This window comes from Providencia sp. PROV174 (assembly GCF_028480685.1).
Taxonomy (GTDB): Bacteria; Pseudomonadota; Gammaproteobacteria; order Enterobacterales; family Enterobacteriaceae; genus Providencia; species Providencia rettgeri.
The window spans coordinates 44,720-58,424 of sequence record NZ_JAMPOT010000028.1 but is presented as its reverse complement, the minus strand read 5'-3'; the positions used below and the strand labels follow the sequence as shown (position 1 = coordinate 58,424).

The window sequence follows — 13,705 nt, the reverse complement described above, 5'->3', positions numbered from 1 at the left end:
ATGCGCATTATAGGGAGTCAGAAAAATCTGGCAACCCCTTTTTTGCATTTTTTTATTCAACTGCTGCATTCCACAGCAAAACCCCCACTTATACCGACTTATGCACGAAGTTATCCACAACCTGAAAATAATTTTAAAATTATCGCGCATTACGCAAACGTTTGCGTTACAATTGGCTCGAAATTTCAGCATTGATTTTGTTTTTATGTTCTGAAATTGTTAGTGACTTATATATTGTTATTGAGAAAACTGGCAAATTCCGCTTTGCTTTCATCAATAGATATAATAGGTATATAAGAAAAGCTCGTTGAGTTTTTGACTGACTGATATTCGTTATTGCCTTATTTATTCAAATCCAAGGGATCTATCTCATGCAACTGCTTCGTCCTATTCGTCGTGCCCTGCTTAGTGTGTCTGATAAAACAGGGGTTGTTGAATTCGCTAAGGCGTTATCTCAACGTGGTGTTGAGCTCTTATCTACCGGCGGTACTGCAAAGTTACTCGCTGAGTCAGGACTAAACGTAACTGAAGTTTCAGATTACACAGGGTTCCCTGAAATGATGGATGGCCGAGTAAAAACATTGCACCCGAAAGTGCATGGCGGAATTTTAGGTCGTCGTGGTACGGATGATACCATTATGCAACAGCATGATATTGCACCTATTGATATGGTCGTTGTTAATCTATATCCGTTTGCCCAAACGGTGGCAAAACCAAATTGTACCCTTGAAGATGCTGTAGAGAATATTGATATCGGCGGCCCAACCATGGTGCGCTCCGCGGCTAAAAATCATAAAGACGTAGCAATTGTAGTAAATAGTAATGACTATCAAATCATTATTGATGAAATGGATAACCACGAAAACTCGCTCAATTGGTCTACGCGGTTTGACCTCGCAATTAAAGCTTTTGAACACACTGCAGCTTATGACAGCATGATTGCGAATTACTTTGGTGAATTAGTTGCCCCTTATTATGGTGATACGACCCAGCCTTCTGGCCGCTTCCCTCGCACCTTGAATTTAAATTTTATTAAGAAGCAAGATATGCGTTATGGAGAAAACAGCCATCAAGATGCCGCTTTTTATATAGAAGAAAACCCAAAAGAAGCATCTATTGCAACTGCTCAGCAAATCCAAGGTAAGGCCCTGTCTTATAACAATATCGCTGATACCGATGCGGCTCTTGAATGCGTTAAATCATTCGAAGAACCTGCTTGTGTCATTGTTAAACATGCAAACCCTTGTGGTGTCGCTATCGGTGATTCTATCCATGCTGCTTATGATAACGCATTCAAAACTGATCCAACTTCTGCTTTTGGCGGCATTATCGCTTTCAATCGTCAATTAGATAAAGAAACTGCTCAAGCCATTATCGATCGCCAGTTTGTGGAAGTCATTATTGCACCTTCTGTTGCTAAAGATGCATTACCTATTCTTGAGACTAAACAAAACGTTCGCGTACTTGAATGTGGCGAATGGAGCAAACCAGTTGCAGGCTTAGACTTTAAACGTGTGAATGGTGGTTTATTGGTACAAGACCGTGACTTAGGTATGGTTGAAAAGGAAGCGCTACGTGTAGTCACAAACCGCCAACCTACAGAGCGTGAATTAAAAGATGCCATGTTCTGCTGGAAAGTCGCGAAATTTGTGAAATCGAATGCGATTGTTTATGCCAAAAATGACATGACCGTTGGAATTGGTGCAGGGCAAATGAGCCGTGTCTACTCTGCAAAAATTGCAGGTATTAAAGCCGCTGATGAAAGTTTAGAAGTCGCTGGCTGTGCAATGGCTTCAGATGCCTTTTTCCCATTCCGCGATGGTATTGATGCCGCAGCTGCTGTTGGAGTAACCTGTGTTATCCAACCAGGTGGTTCTATCCGTGATGATGAAGTCATTGCGGCGGCAAATGAACATGGTATTGCCATGATTTTCACTAATATGCGTCATTTCCGTCACTAATTTATTAGGAGTCTAGTAATGAATATTTTGATTATTGGTGGCGGCGGCCGTGAACATGCCTTAGCTTGGAAAGCGGCACAATCCCCTTTAGCAGACAAAGTGTATGTTGCCCCGGGCAATGCAGGCACAGCATTAGAGCCAACCCTTGAAAACGTCAATATTTCGGCAACTGATATCAATGGATTGCTTCAATTCGCCAAAGATAAGCAAATTGGTTTAACTATTGTCGGCCCTGAAGCACCATTGGTTATTGGTGTAGTCGATGCATTTAAAGCTGCTGGCTTAACTATTTTTGGCCCAACCCAAGGTGCTGCACAGCTTGAGGGTTCAAAAGCATTTACCAAAGATTTTTTAGCTCGTCATCATATTCCTACTGCGGCTTATGAAAATTTTACTGAAATTGAACCTGCTTTAGCTTACTTAGATAAAGTCGGTGCGCCAATCGTGATCAAAGCAGATGGGCTGGCAGCAGGTAAAGGGGTTATTGTTGCAATGACTCTGCAAGAAGCGAAAGAAGCTGTTCATGACATGTTAGCAGGGAATGCCTTTGGTGATGCAGGCCACCGTATCGTGATCGAAGAGTTTCTTGATGGTGAAGAAGCGAGTTTCATCGTTATGGTAGATGGTGAAAATGTCATCCCAATGGCGACTAGCCAAGATCACAAACGTGTTGGGGATGGTGATACCGGCCTAAATACAGGTGGAATGGGCGCTTACTCCCCAGCTCCTGTTGTGACAGATGAAATACACCAGCGCGTGATGGAACAAGTCATTTACCCTACAGTTAAAGGTATGGACCAAGAAGGAAACCGCTATCAAGGCTTCTTATATGCAGGTTTGATGATTGATAAAGCAGGTAACCCAAAAGTTATCGAGTTCAACTGCCGTTTTGGCGATCCTGAAACTCAACCTATTATGATGCGCTTACAGTCGGATTTAGTTGCTCTGTGCCTAGCGGGTGCGAAAGGTGAGTTAGCGGGTAAAGATTCATTATGGGATGAGCGCCCTGCTTTAGGGGTAGTAATTGCTGCAGGTGGTTACCCAGGTGATTACCACAATGGCGATGTAATTTCAGGTTTACCAACCACTGAATCCACGGATAGTAAAGTTTTCCATGCTGGTACTCGCATGAAAGATGGAGAAGTCGTGACTGCTGGTGGTCGCGTCCTATGCGTAACGGCATTGGGTAATGATATTGCTAAAGCACAAACCAAAGCTTATGAAGTCGCCAAAACCATTCACTGGAATGATAGCTTCTACCGCAACGACATCGGCTACCGCGCTATCGCTCGTATAAAATAAGACAAAGTACTAAACCATTCCCTGAGCTGATAAGAGGAAACTTTTATCAGCTTTTTTATTTTCTATTTTTTGAACTTGTTTTTGCCTTTGACCATTCACACAGACAATGGCTCTAAGTATTTCGAATCACAGCAAAGCTGCAAGAGAGAGAATCTCTAGGAACATACATAAGTATGTAACTAGAGTGAGCGAACGTAGCAATATAGCTGAGGCTCGAAAGACGACGAGCGATTATTTATAAGCTATCTTTAGAAGGTTGCCAGCGGCAAAAATCGGTATCAGCTACCATCAAAAGCTGGTTTCCCTCTGAAGACTCCAACCACGCTAAATTTAGCTGGGAATGCCACACTTTTGCACGGTTTTGCAACCAATTTTCAGCATAGGGTTCGAAAGCCACTTCACGCACATCACCTTCACATGTGGTCACTTTTCCTTGTTGCCAGCGACCTTGATAGAGTTTGACGCCGCCGACAATCAGTGCGGTGTTTGTCTCAAGTACGCGTTCCGCTTCAAAGCGCCAACGCGTGATTTCATCAGCCGAAAGTGATGTTTTATGGCCATCTTGAGCACGCTGCATAAAAATAACGTCATTATTTTTATCGAAGCGTAATTGTTCGGTGATATCGCCATTTTTTTGATTCAAGATTTGGCTACGAATTTGCCAGAGGTTACCAGAGCGATACTCGAAGAAATTAACGGAAGTGTCTGTACCTTTATAGGGGCTATAAACCACCATTAAGACCAGAGGTTGGCTTTTTGCATTATTTAGCCGCCACATACGAATGACGCCATCATCGGCAATAAAACCACTTGCACTAAACTCAGGGAGCTTTGGTGCATTAGAAGAACAGGCGCTTAGCATTGAGATAGTTCCCAACACCAGCAACCCTTTTTGAATAAACAAAAGGGGTAGTTTTTTACCCCCTCTGGTGATTCGGCTGTACAATGTTCTTATTTTACAGCTTCTTTCAGTGCTTTACCGGCAGAGAAAGCAGGTACAGTTGTAGCAGGAATCTGGATTTCTGCTTTAGTTTGTGGGTTACGACCAGTACGCGCAGCACGATGGCTAACTTTAAAAGTACCGAAACCGACCAGTTGGACTTGTTCGCCTTTTTTCAGCGTTTCAGAAATAGCATTCAGAGTAGATTCTAATGCCGCTTTTGCCTGAACTTTGGTCAGGTCCGCTGATTCTGCGATAGCATCAACTAATTCAGTCTTGTTCATAAATTATCCTTACACAGTGTGTTTATCGTTTGCAAAGCATCGAGTGCGTCGGATATGCCAAATTGACAGCCCCTGATACACGCCCCCGATAGCCACTTCTTCTCGCCCCTAAATGTAGACCAGAGTAGGGGCAAATGTGAAGTCTTAGTACTCAGCATTACTGCGTCAAGTCACGTTTTCGATAATGAAAATGCGAAAATCAGCTTAAAGTAATACCTATATTGCTCACCCCCGCTTCGCGGAGGTCAGATTTTAATCCTTTAATTAACTCTAAGTCGCGCTCTTCACAAGCTGCCAGTAAGCGGAAAATGTCCCACTGGATATCCCATTCTTCTTCAACGGCCGGGATTTCTTTGAGTTCTTCTTCTGTCATTTCCCGCCCTGCTTGAGTCATTTCGAGCATGGCAACTGTACGAATGGATGCTTCGCTAACCAATATTGCGTGTTCGAGGGTTTCACCGCTCAATTTCGAATGAATAATTTCACCTAATGCAATACAGGCATCAATAGCTGGATACACACCATACATATCGAAATCATCTGCTGATGGGATAATTTCTTCTAATTTTTCTAACTGATTATCGAAATTGACTTTGCTATCTTTAATGACCAAAGTTTCCCAAACTAAATCAAGGATGGAACGATAAACTTTTGCATCGGCAAATTCAGTTTGCTGACAAAACATTTGAAAGTTCGGATACATTCTTTCACATAGGCTCGCCATGAAAGTAGTATGTTGCCAGCTTTCTAATTTTTCCAACCTCAAATGAATGGGATTTCTTAACATAATTTCTGACTCATCAATCTTAATACTTCGCAGTTTACCTGAAAATCTGTCAATGCCACATATTTTGCTGATAATTAGCTGATTTTCTCATTCATTCGCTTAAAAAACGTTCGATTTGATGCAATTCCGTCAGCAAAACGCGTCGGTTCTGGCAACCGATAGCCTCTTAGACACTGCTTAACCCACGCTAGGGAAGACGAAAAACCTACTTTATGGCCCGGCGAAACATATAATGGTTTGCAGCGTTTTTTACTCCGCAACACCCAACCGAGTTGATTTTCACCTGCCATTAACGGCTGAACACTTTCAGGCTCTTCACTTAACTCAACCGCATCACCACATAGACGGCTTTTTGCAACACCAATTGTGGCTATATTCGCTTGTAACCCAAAATGGCAGGCAACACCAAACCGCCGTGGATGTGCAATTCCTTGTCCATCCACAAGCACTAATTCAGGTTTGTTTTGTATTTTTCCCCACGCTGCCATTAACCCTGGGACTTCACGAAAAGAAAGTAACCCCGGTATATAAGGCAATTGCGTCGGTATTCGAGCTATTTGATACTCAACAAGTTCTAACTGTGGCCAAGATAGTACAGCTACCACTGCACGTGTAATAGCGCCTTGCTGTTCAAAGCCTACATCGGCTCCACCAATCAGTTTGAGTGGTGCAAATTCATCCTGCAAAATGATTTTTGAAGCTTGGCTAGTCTGTTCTTTTCGTAATCGTTGAGTATCTAAAACCATCATGCGTCCATTGCTTATGAGATTTAATTATTCTTAATCATAGATGATAATGGTGTACTTACAAGATTCTATAAATACACCACAAATCAAGAACATCAATAAACAATAATTATTGATGATATTGGCGGGATAAACGGTGAACTGCATCGACAAATGCACCTGCATGCTCAGGTGGAACATCCTGATGGATACCATGACCTAAATTAAATACGTGCCCTTCACCTTGGCCGAAGCCTGATAGAATATTTTGCACTTCTTCTTCAATACGAGCCGGTGGCGCATATAACATGGATGGATCCATATTGCCTTGTAAAGCAACTTTATCACCGACACGACGACGAGCATCTGCAATTTCAGTCGTCCAATCAAGGCCTAATGCATCGCAACCCGTTGCGGCCATTTCCTCTAACCACTGGCCGCCACCTTTAGTGAATAAGGTGACAGGAACACGGCGGCCGTCATTTTCACGAATTAAGCCATCAATAATTTTATGCATATAATTCAATGAAAACTGTAAATAATCACGCTTAGTTAAGACCCCACCCCATGTGTCAAAAATCATCACGGACTGTGCACCTGCTCGGATTTGAGCATTCAAGTATAAAATGACACTGTCTGCCAGTTTATCCAATAACAAATGCAATGTGTTCGGGTCTTCGTACATCATCTTTTTGATTTTAGTGAATGCTTTGCTACTACCGCCTTCCACCATATAAGTCGCCAGTGTCCACGGGCTACCAGAGAAACCAATTAGTGGCACATTACCTTCAAGAGCTTTACGAATAGCTCGCACCGCATCCATCACATAACCTAATTCCATTTCAGGATCAGGAATAGGGATATTTTTTACATCTGCCGCGCTCATAATCGGTTTATGAAAACGTGGGCCTTCACCCGTTTCGAAATATAACCCAAGCCCCATTGCATCAGGGATAGTCAGAATATCAGAAAATAAAATTGCAGCGTCTAATGGAAAACGACGTAATGGCTGTAATGTCACTTCACAAGCCAATTCGGTGTTTTTGCACAGAGCAATAAAATCACCAGCTTCAGCGCGTGTTGCTTTATATTCAGGCAGGTAACGCCCTGCTTGACGCATCATCCATACAGGGGTCACATCTACAGGCTGACGTAGCAAAGCACGTAGATAGCGGTCATTTTTTAACTCAGTCATTATTTACTCCATTATTATAAGTGGCCGCCGCAAATGGCTAGAGCGAAGTTCATTATTGTATCATGTTAATGGTAACAATATCAGCGCTGTGCTATTTGCCCGTTTCATATTCACTCTGACGACACAATGCGACCGTATCTTCAATCAAACGTCTAGCGATTGTGTCTGCCGGTGGGATCAACGGTAATTCATTGTAATGATACCAATTTGCGCTCACCAGTTCCTTAGGGTCTACTTTAATATCGCCACTCTCATAATCCGCGAGAAAGCCCATCATTAAGGAATGAGGAAAAGGCCATGGTTGTGAAGATACGTAACGAATATTTTTCACTTTTATATGGCTTTCTTCCATGACTTCGCGCATAACAGCTTCTTCTAATGTTTCACCAACTTCAACAAAACCCGCAAGTACAGTAAATAATGGATTTTGCGAATGGCGCCGATGCTGAGCCAATAGAATATGGTCATCACGGCGGATTCCCACAATAATACAAGGGGCTATCTGCGGGTAATAACGCTCATGACAATGGTCACACAAACACGCCCATTCTGTTTCACTATGGCGCATTGCCGTACCACAATAGCCGCAATAACGATGAGAGCGATAGAATTCTGCCAATTGCACGCCTCGCCCAGCAAGACGAAATAAACCTTCATCTTGCGCAGCAACGATACGAGGAGATGCCATATCTGATGGCATTTTTTCGGCGATCAACCAGACGATTTCCCCTTGCCACTCACCGATTGGCGTTGCTGTTTTTCCTTCTAATAAATAGTCCTTTGCCATACCTCGTGGAATGTCTCCATGAGGTAGCCACAAACGCCCGGAAAAACAGATGAACCACCAACCACTTTCTGTTCCTGATAATTTTAACTTATTCATTTTTCACATCTTTTGTTAGCTTTCATTGTCGATAATGAGCAATCTATTAATGACACAATACACTTCTTTGACACAATATCATTCAAACGTTTGTTTCATTATTTTTCTTTGTCAATTTTGACACTTTTTAGACGTTCCATTCCATAAAATGTCTAAAAACTGTCATAAAAGGATCAACTAACTGTCACTTCTTAAAATTAGGATGCTAAGTAACCAATACGGTTCACCGTTCTGTAAAAGTGAGAAAATAATGAAAACTATCGTTCCTGCGATTTTACTATCATTGACCGCATCCAGTGTGACATTAGCTGCTGATACTAATTTAGCAGAGTTAATCGATGCAGCGAAAAAAGAAGGGCAAGTTTACAGCGTTGGAATGCCTGACACTTGGGCTAACTGGAAAGGAACTTGGCAAGACTTAGAGACACAATATGGGTTGAAGCATCAAGATACTGATATGAGCTCCGCTCAAGAAATTGCCAAATTTGCCGCAGAAAAAAATAATGCGACGGCAGATATTGGTGATGTCGGTGCTTCTTTTGGGCCTGTTGCCGTGCAAAAGGGAGTGACTCAACCTTATAAACCAACAACGTGGTCACAAATTCCTGATTGGGCAAAAGACAAAGACGGTCATTGGGCTTTAGCCTATACGGGGTCTATTGCTTTCATGATTAATAATGACTTAGTGAAAGATGCACCGAAAAGCTGGGATGATTTACTAAAAGGGAAATATAAAGTCACCGTTGGGGATGTTGGTATCGCTGCACAAGCCAACAATGCTGTACTAGCCGCCGCATTTGCCCGTGGTGGTGATGAAAATAACCTAAAACCTGCCATTGAGTTTTTTGCTGAACTCGCCAAACAAAAACGCCTATCCGTTAATGATCCAACTGTCGCAAATATCGAAAAAGGTGAAGTCGAAGTTGGCATCTTATGGGACTTCAACGCACTGAATTACCGTGATCAGATCAACCGTGATCGCTTTACGGTTGTGATCCCATCTGACGGTTCTGTCATTTCAGGTTACACCACTATCATCAATAAATTTGCCAAAAACCCAAATGCGGCAAAATTAGCTCGTGAATTCATTTTCAGTGACAAAGGCCAATTAAACCTTGCAGAAGGCTACGCTCGCCCAATTCGCGCGCAGTATTTAACCTTACCTGATGATATTAAAGCCAAATTACTGCCCGAAGAACAATATAAAAATGTTCAACCTATTAAGAATGCAGAAGGTTGGGAAAAATCGTCTCGTAATCTCCCTAAAATGTGGCAACAGCAAGTTTTGATCCACCAGCAGTAATTTAATGTATTGATTTTAGGAAAAAATTGATGTCTGAGAAAGTCATACTGGTTGTCCTAGACGGTTTAAGTTATTCAGTAGCCCATCATTGTATGGGCTATCTCAACGGTTTAATCAAAGCTGACAGTGCAACACTTTACCGATTAGAGTGCGAGCTTCCTTCGATGTCTCGCCCTCTATATGAATGCATACTAACGGGAGTTCCCCCTATCAAAAGCGGTATTGTGCATAACCAAATTGTCCGGTTATCCCATTTTGATAGCATATTCTCTCTTGCTCGCCTTGCAGGTAAAACAACTGCCGCCGCTGCTTATTATTGGGTGAGTGAACTGTATAACCGAGCACCTTTCGTAGCAACAAGAGACCGTTTTACCCATGATGAGTCGCTAACCATCCAACATGGCTGCTTTTATCAAGCAGATCATTACCCTGATGACCATTTATTTGTTGATGCGGAATATTTACGTAGTCAATTTGATCCTGATTTCTTATTGATTCATCCTATGAATATAGATGATACAGGGCACAAGTTTGGCTTTGATTCCCCACAATACCGTAATGCAGCACGCCATGCAGATATTATCCTGTCGAATTATATTCCTACATGGGTTGAGCAAGGTTATCAAATTCTGATCACTAGTGATCATGGTATGAATAATGATCGCAGCCACGGAGGAACACTCCCCGAAGAGTGTTTAGTCCCATTGTTTGTTGTCGGTTCACAATTTTCTCATCAACCCTACAATATTGAGCAAACTGAGATTTGTGGAACCATTTGTCGTTTACTTGGTGCCAACTCTCTCGACAAACCGGTTTGTGATGCGCTATTACGAGGAGATTTGTAATGGCTGACATTCCTGCCCCCTGTGAACAGACATACCAACAACAGGGAAAAATTGCCATGTTAAAAAAACGCTTTGCTCGTTTTCATTGGCGCGCGGCACTGTTACTGTTGCCATTCTTCGTGCTGTTTAGTCTATTCCAAATCGCCCCAATGATTTGGGTGCTCATTAATAGCTTTATCTACGAAGAAGCATGGTCATTAGGTAACTACCTAGAGGTATTCAATAATGATTTTTACTTGCAAGCGTTTGAAAATACCTTATGGCTTTCCGTTATTTGCAGTGTAATTGGCTTATTCATTTCCAGTATCACGGCATTTTCCATTTATAAAATGCAAGGGAAAATTCGCCGGATAATGATCTCCTTCACCACCATGGCCAGTAATTTCAGCGGGGTTCCCCTTGCTTTCGCGTTCATTATTATTTTGGGTTTCAATGGCGCAATTACTTTACAACTCAAGTCATGGGGAATTATTGAAGATTTTAATATATACAGCGCCAGCGGGTTAATGCTGTTGTATGTGTATTTTCAGATCCCATTAGGTGTTTTGTTGCTCTACCCCGCCTTTGATGCACTAAAACCGGAGTGGGAAGATGCAGCGAAAACGATGGGAGCAAGTAAGCTAACCTATTGGTTAAAAGTCGCAATTCCAGTGCTTTCTCCTGCTTTACTTGGCACTTTTATTATCCTAATTGCTAATGCCATGGGCGCATACGCCAGTACTTATGCCTTAACGAGTGGTAATTACAACCTTGTGACTATTCGAATTGCCAGTTTAGTTTCCGGTGATCTGTTTCTCGAACCGAATATGGCTGCTGCGTTATCAATGCTACTTATCGCTATCTTAGCTTTTATTACTGCTATCCATCATTGGCTAATCAAGCGGAGCTACCATGCAAAATAATAATGTGATTAGCCCAGTGATAACCAATAACAATAAACCCTCTGGATTATGGCTCCATAAGTTAGTACTAATCAGTGTTGCTAGCCTATTAGCGCTACCTATTATTGCCACATTTTTGTATTCCATCGCCAGCTCTTGGGGAGCCACTGTGCTACCCGATGCCTTGTCCATCAAATGGTATCTACAACTGTGGCAAGACCCGCGTTTTCTCATGGCATTTGGTCGTTCATTAATAATTTGCTTTGGTACGTTGCTGGTTAGCACATTAATTATTTTGCCGATGACATTTGCGGTATTTTATCGCTTCCCTAAATTCAAAGGGGTGATGGATTTACTGATTATTTTACCCTTTGCGATTCCGCCTGTCGTCTCATCGGTGGGCTTGCTGCAAATATTTGCCGATGAACCATTCATGTTAGTTGGCACGCCTTGGATCCTGATTGGTACTTATTTCACCATCACATTACCTTTTATGTATCGTGCTCTTGCGAATAGCTTTCAAGGCATTAATTTGCATGACTTAATGGATGCTGCACATTTACTCGGCGCCAGTACTTTCCAAGCTTTTATGATGATTGTGTTACCAAATATTCGCAAAGGTATGTTGGTCTCATTATTAATTTCATTTTCATTTTTAATGGGTGAGTTTGTATTTGCCAATATCCTTGTGGGAACACGTTATGAAACCTTGCAAATCTATCTTTTCAATATGCGACAAACCAGCGGACATTTCACTTCTGCTCTGGTGATGTCATATTTTCTGTTTACCTTATTGCTGACATGGTTAGCAATGCGATTAAATCGTTCAGGAGATGAATGATGAGTTATGTTATTGCGGAAAACTTAGCTAAATCTTTTGGCACTAATCAGGTATTTTCTGATATTCAATTTACTATAAAAAAAGGCGAATTTATTACCCTACTGGGCCCAAGTGGTTGCGGAAAATCGACTTTATTACGCTGTATCGCAGGGCTTGAACAACTTAATGATGGTGAACTTTATATTAATTGCCAGAATGTAACCCACCAAGCTGCGCAGCAACGCGGGGTGGGTATGGTGTTCCAAAGTTATGCGTTATTTCCCAATATGACGGTAGTTGACAATATCGCGTTTGGTTTAAAAATGCGTAAAATTGATAGCCAAGCAAGGTCTAAAGCAGTCGCTGAAGTGATCGAATTAGTTGAGTTACAAGGAAAAGAACAACAATTTCCGCATCAGCTATCAGGCGGGCAGCGCCAACGTGTTGCGCTAGCAAGGGCATTAGTCATGAAACCGCAAATTTTGTTACTTGATGAGCCACTTTCTGCTCTTGATGCTCGCATTCGCAAGCACTTACGCCAGCAAATTCGCCAGATTCAACGCGAATTAGGTTTAACGACAATTTTTGTTACTCATGATCAAGATGAAGCGATGATTATGTCTGACCGTATTTTTCTGATGAATAAAGGCCAGATAGTACAAAGTGGCACGGCAGAGAATATTTATACCCAACCGGCAACAGAATTTGTCGCTCGATTTATGGGGCATTACAACCTTGTTGACTCCGAAAAAGCCAATACGATGTTAGGCCTTAATTTACAAGGTACACTTGCTATCCGCCCTGAGTCTATATATGTCAAAGAAGCGGGTCGCCAATATGGTAACCATATTTCTCACCCTGTTGATGCCGTGATATTGGATCACCAATTGCTCGGCAATATTATTCGTTATAGTGTGAATACCCCTGCAGGTGATATGACAGTGGATTTACTTAACCGCTCATCCGAGCGTTTATTTGAACCGGGCACTCGCCTTGAACTTATGTTTAATAAAAATGAAATTCGCACACTTAGTTAATAAGTAGATAGGAATATAATGCAAAACCAACTGGCCATTTTTGACTTAGATGATACGTTAATTCAAGGTGATAGCAGCGTATTGTGGACACAATATCTGTGGGACAGGCAAATTATCAACGACCCACAGTTTGTAGAGGCGGATAAAGCCATGATGGCGCAATATAATGCAGGCACATTAGATATGCCGACTTACTTACGTTTTAACCTGCAAACTCTCGCCAATGTAAAAACTGAGCAAGTGGATATCTGGCTAAATGATTTTGTGCAAAGCATGATTCTGCCAAGGATCTACCCTGAAGCGATTAGAACGATCGCAAATTATCGAGCTAAAGGGATCCCAATTATTGTGATCTCCGCAACTGTTTCGTTTATTGTCAAAAAGATCGCAGATCAACTCAATGCCGACGTCGCTATGGGCATCGATATTAAGCAACAAGATGGTTGCTACACCACAGAGATAGACGGTATCCCAACCTTTAAAGAAGGTAAAGTCAAACGTCTATTAGCTTGGATCCGCCACCAGCCAATCACTGACGCCTACGTGTATTTCTACTCCGACTCTGCCAACGATCTTCCGATGTGCCAATTCGCTGACGAAACCTTTATCATCAACGGCGACCCTCGTCTCCTCCAAGCCGCCAAAGAAAATCACTGGCCGCAATATCAGTGGAATTTATAAACCTTATTTTTATCTCACCTTGATTTCAATTTGTTAGAAGAAGGCAGCAAACGAGGATATC

At 42.1% G+C, this 13,705-nt stretch carries 14 protein-coding genes; 8 read left to right on the top strand and 6 right to left on the bottom strand.

The genetic code is table 11. The annotated features are described in order from the left end of the window. Positions 1-371: 371 nt before the first annotated feature. Positions 372-1,961, top strand: a complete 1,590-nt coding sequence (purH, locus tag PSE60_RS20090; protein WP_272666553.1) for a bifunctional phosphoribosylaminoimidazolecarboxamide formyltransferase/IMP cyclohydrolase — start codon at positions 372-374, stop codon at positions 1,959-1,961. A gap of 18 nt (positions 1,962-1,979) precedes the next feature. After that, a complete protein-coding gene (purD, locus tag PSE60_RS20085; RefSeq protein WP_272666552.1) occupies positions 1,980-3,263 on the top strand; it encodes a phosphoribosylamine--glycine ligase in 1,284 nt (427 codons plus the stop codon). A 235-nt stretch (positions 3,264-3,498) separates the two neighbouring features. Here purD and PSE60_RS20080 read toward each other — a convergent pair whose 3' ends face one another. From PSE60_RS20080 to nudC, 6 genes are all read right to left on the bottom strand, one after another. Further along, complete coding sequence (locus PSE60_RS20080; RefSeq protein ID WP_336298621.1) at positions 3,499-4,143, bottom strand: DUF1481 domain-containing protein; 645 nt, start codon at positions 4,141-4,143, stop codon at positions 3,499-3,501. 71 nt (positions 4,144-4,214) lie between these two features. Next, positions 4,215-4,487 carry an HU family DNA-binding protein gene (locus PSE60_RS20075; protein ID WP_004264522.1) on the bottom strand — a complete coding sequence of 91 codons (273 nt, stop codon included), beginning with the start codon at positions 4,485-4,487 and terminating at the stop codon, positions 4,215-4,217. A gap of 199 nt (positions 4,488-4,686) precedes the next feature. Then, a complete protein-coding gene (locus tag PSE60_RS20070; protein WP_109913182.1) occupies positions 4,687-5,274 on the bottom strand; it encodes a YjaG family protein in 588 nt (195 codons plus the stop codon). A 74-nt stretch (positions 5,275-5,348) separates the two neighbouring features. Beyond that, on the bottom strand, positions 5,349-6,020 hold the full coding sequence (nfi, locus tag PSE60_RS20065) for a deoxyribonuclease V (RefSeq protein WP_272666556.1): 672 nt from the start codon (positions 6,018-6,020) through the stop codon (positions 5,349-5,351). A 109-nt stretch (positions 6,021-6,129) separates the two neighbouring features. Then, the gene (gene hemE, locus PSE60_RS20060) at positions 6,130-7,194 is read right to left on the bottom strand and encodes a uroporphyrinogen decarboxylase (RefSeq protein ID WP_004264519.1); all 1,065 of its coding nucleotides are present in this window, start codon (positions 7,192-7,194) and stop codon (positions 6,130-6,132) included. A 91-nt stretch (positions 7,195-7,285) separates the two neighbouring features. Next, positions 7,286-8,077 (bottom strand): NAD(+) diphosphatase, encoded by a 792-nt coding sequence (gene nudC / locus PSE60_RS20055; RefSeq protein WP_115166454.1) that lies wholly within the window; start codon positions 8,075-8,077, stop codon positions 7,286-7,288. A gap of 250 nt (positions 8,078-8,327) precedes the next feature. Between nudC and PSE60_RS20050 the strand changes: the two genes are divergently transcribed. From PSE60_RS20050 to PSE60_RS20025, 6 genes are read left to right on the top strand one after another with little or no spacing between them, the layout of a single operon-like run. Then, positions 8,328-9,380, top strand: coding sequence for an ABC transporter substrate-binding protein (locus PSE60_RS20050; RefSeq protein ID WP_272666551.1), 1,053 nt, complete (start codon positions 8,328-8,330; stop codon positions 9,378-9,380). 29 nt (positions 9,381-9,409) lie between these two features. After that, a complete protein-coding gene (locus tag PSE60_RS20045; RefSeq protein WP_272666550.1) occupies positions 9,410-10,225 on the top strand; it encodes an alkaline phosphatase family protein in 816 nt (271 codons plus the stop codon). Continuing rightward, the gene (locus PSE60_RS20040; protein WP_272666549.1) at positions 10,225-11,127 is read left to right on the top strand and encodes an ABC transporter permease; all 903 of its coding nucleotides are present in this window, start codon (positions 10,225-10,227) and stop codon (positions 11,125-11,127) included. The genes PSE60_RS20045 and PSE60_RS20040 overlap by 1 nt, the downstream gene beginning before the upstream one ends. After that, positions 11,117-11,947: an ABC transporter permease gene (locus tag PSE60_RS20035; protein WP_272666548.1), complete on the top strand. Its 831-nt coding sequence runs from the start codon at positions 11,117-11,119 to the stop codon at positions 11,945-11,947. The genes PSE60_RS20040 and PSE60_RS20035 overlap by 11 nt, the downstream gene beginning before the upstream one ends. Further along, positions 11,947-12,963 (top strand): ABC transporter ATP-binding protein, encoded by a 1,017-nt coding sequence (locus PSE60_RS20030; protein ID WP_272666555.1) that lies wholly within the window; start codon positions 11,947-11,949, stop codon positions 12,961-12,963. The genes PSE60_RS20035 and PSE60_RS20030 overlap by 1 nt, the downstream gene beginning before the upstream one ends. 18 nt (positions 12,964-12,981) lie before the next feature. Continuing rightward, a complete protein-coding gene (locus PSE60_RS20025) occupies positions 12,982-13,644 on the top strand; it encodes an HAD family hydrolase (RefSeq protein WP_272666547.1) in 663 nt (220 codons plus the stop codon). The last annotated feature ends 61 nt before the right edge of the window (positions 13,645-13,705 follow it).

Coding starts and splice junctions, on each gene's coding strand:
- purD (WP_272666552.1), top strand. CDS start 1,980: ATGAATATTTTGATTATTGGTGGCGGCGGCCGTGAACATGCCTTAGCT.
- PSE60_RS20025 (WP_272666547.1), top strand. CDS start 12,982: ATGCAAAACCAACTGGCCATTTTTGACTTAGATGATACGTTAATTCAA.
- purH (WP_272666553.1), top strand. CDS start 372: ATGCAACTGCTTCGTCCTATTCGTCGTGCCCTGCTTAGTGTGTCTGAT.
- PSE60_RS20050 (WP_272666551.1), top strand. CDS start 8,328: ATGAAAACTATCGTTCCTGCGATTTTACTATCATTGACCGCATCCAGT.
- PSE60_RS20075 (WP_004264522.1), bottom strand. CDS start 4,487: ATGAACAAGACTGAATTAGTTGATGCTATCGCAGAATCAGCGGACCTG.
- nfi (WP_272666556.1), bottom strand. CDS start 6,020: ATGGTTTTAGATACTCAACGATTACGAAAAGAACAGACTAGCCAAGCT.
- PSE60_RS20070 (WP_109913182.1), bottom strand. CDS start 5,274: ATGTTAAGAAATCCCATTCATTTGAGGTTGGAAAAATTAGAAAGCTGG.
- PSE60_RS20040 (WP_272666549.1), top strand. CDS start 10,225: ATGGCTGACATTCCTGCCCCCTGTGAACAGACATACCAACAACAGGGA.
- PSE60_RS20030 (WP_272666555.1), top strand. CDS start 11,947: ATGAGTTATGTTATTGCGGAAAACTTAGCTAAATCTTTTGGCACTAAT.
- PSE60_RS20035 (WP_272666548.1), top strand. CDS start 11,117: ATGCAAAATAATAATGTGATTAGCCCAGTGATAACCAATAACAATAAA.
- hemE (WP_004264519.1), bottom strand. CDS start 7,194: ATGACTGAGTTAAAAAATGACCGCTATCTACGTGCTTTGCTACGTCAG.
- PSE60_RS20045 (WP_272666550.1), top strand. CDS start 9,410: ATGTCTGAGAAAGTCATACTGGTTGTCCTAGACGGTTTAAGTTATTCA.
- nudC (WP_115166454.1), bottom strand. CDS start 8,077: ATGAATAAGTTAAAATTATCAGGAACAGAAAGTGGTTGGTGGTTCATC.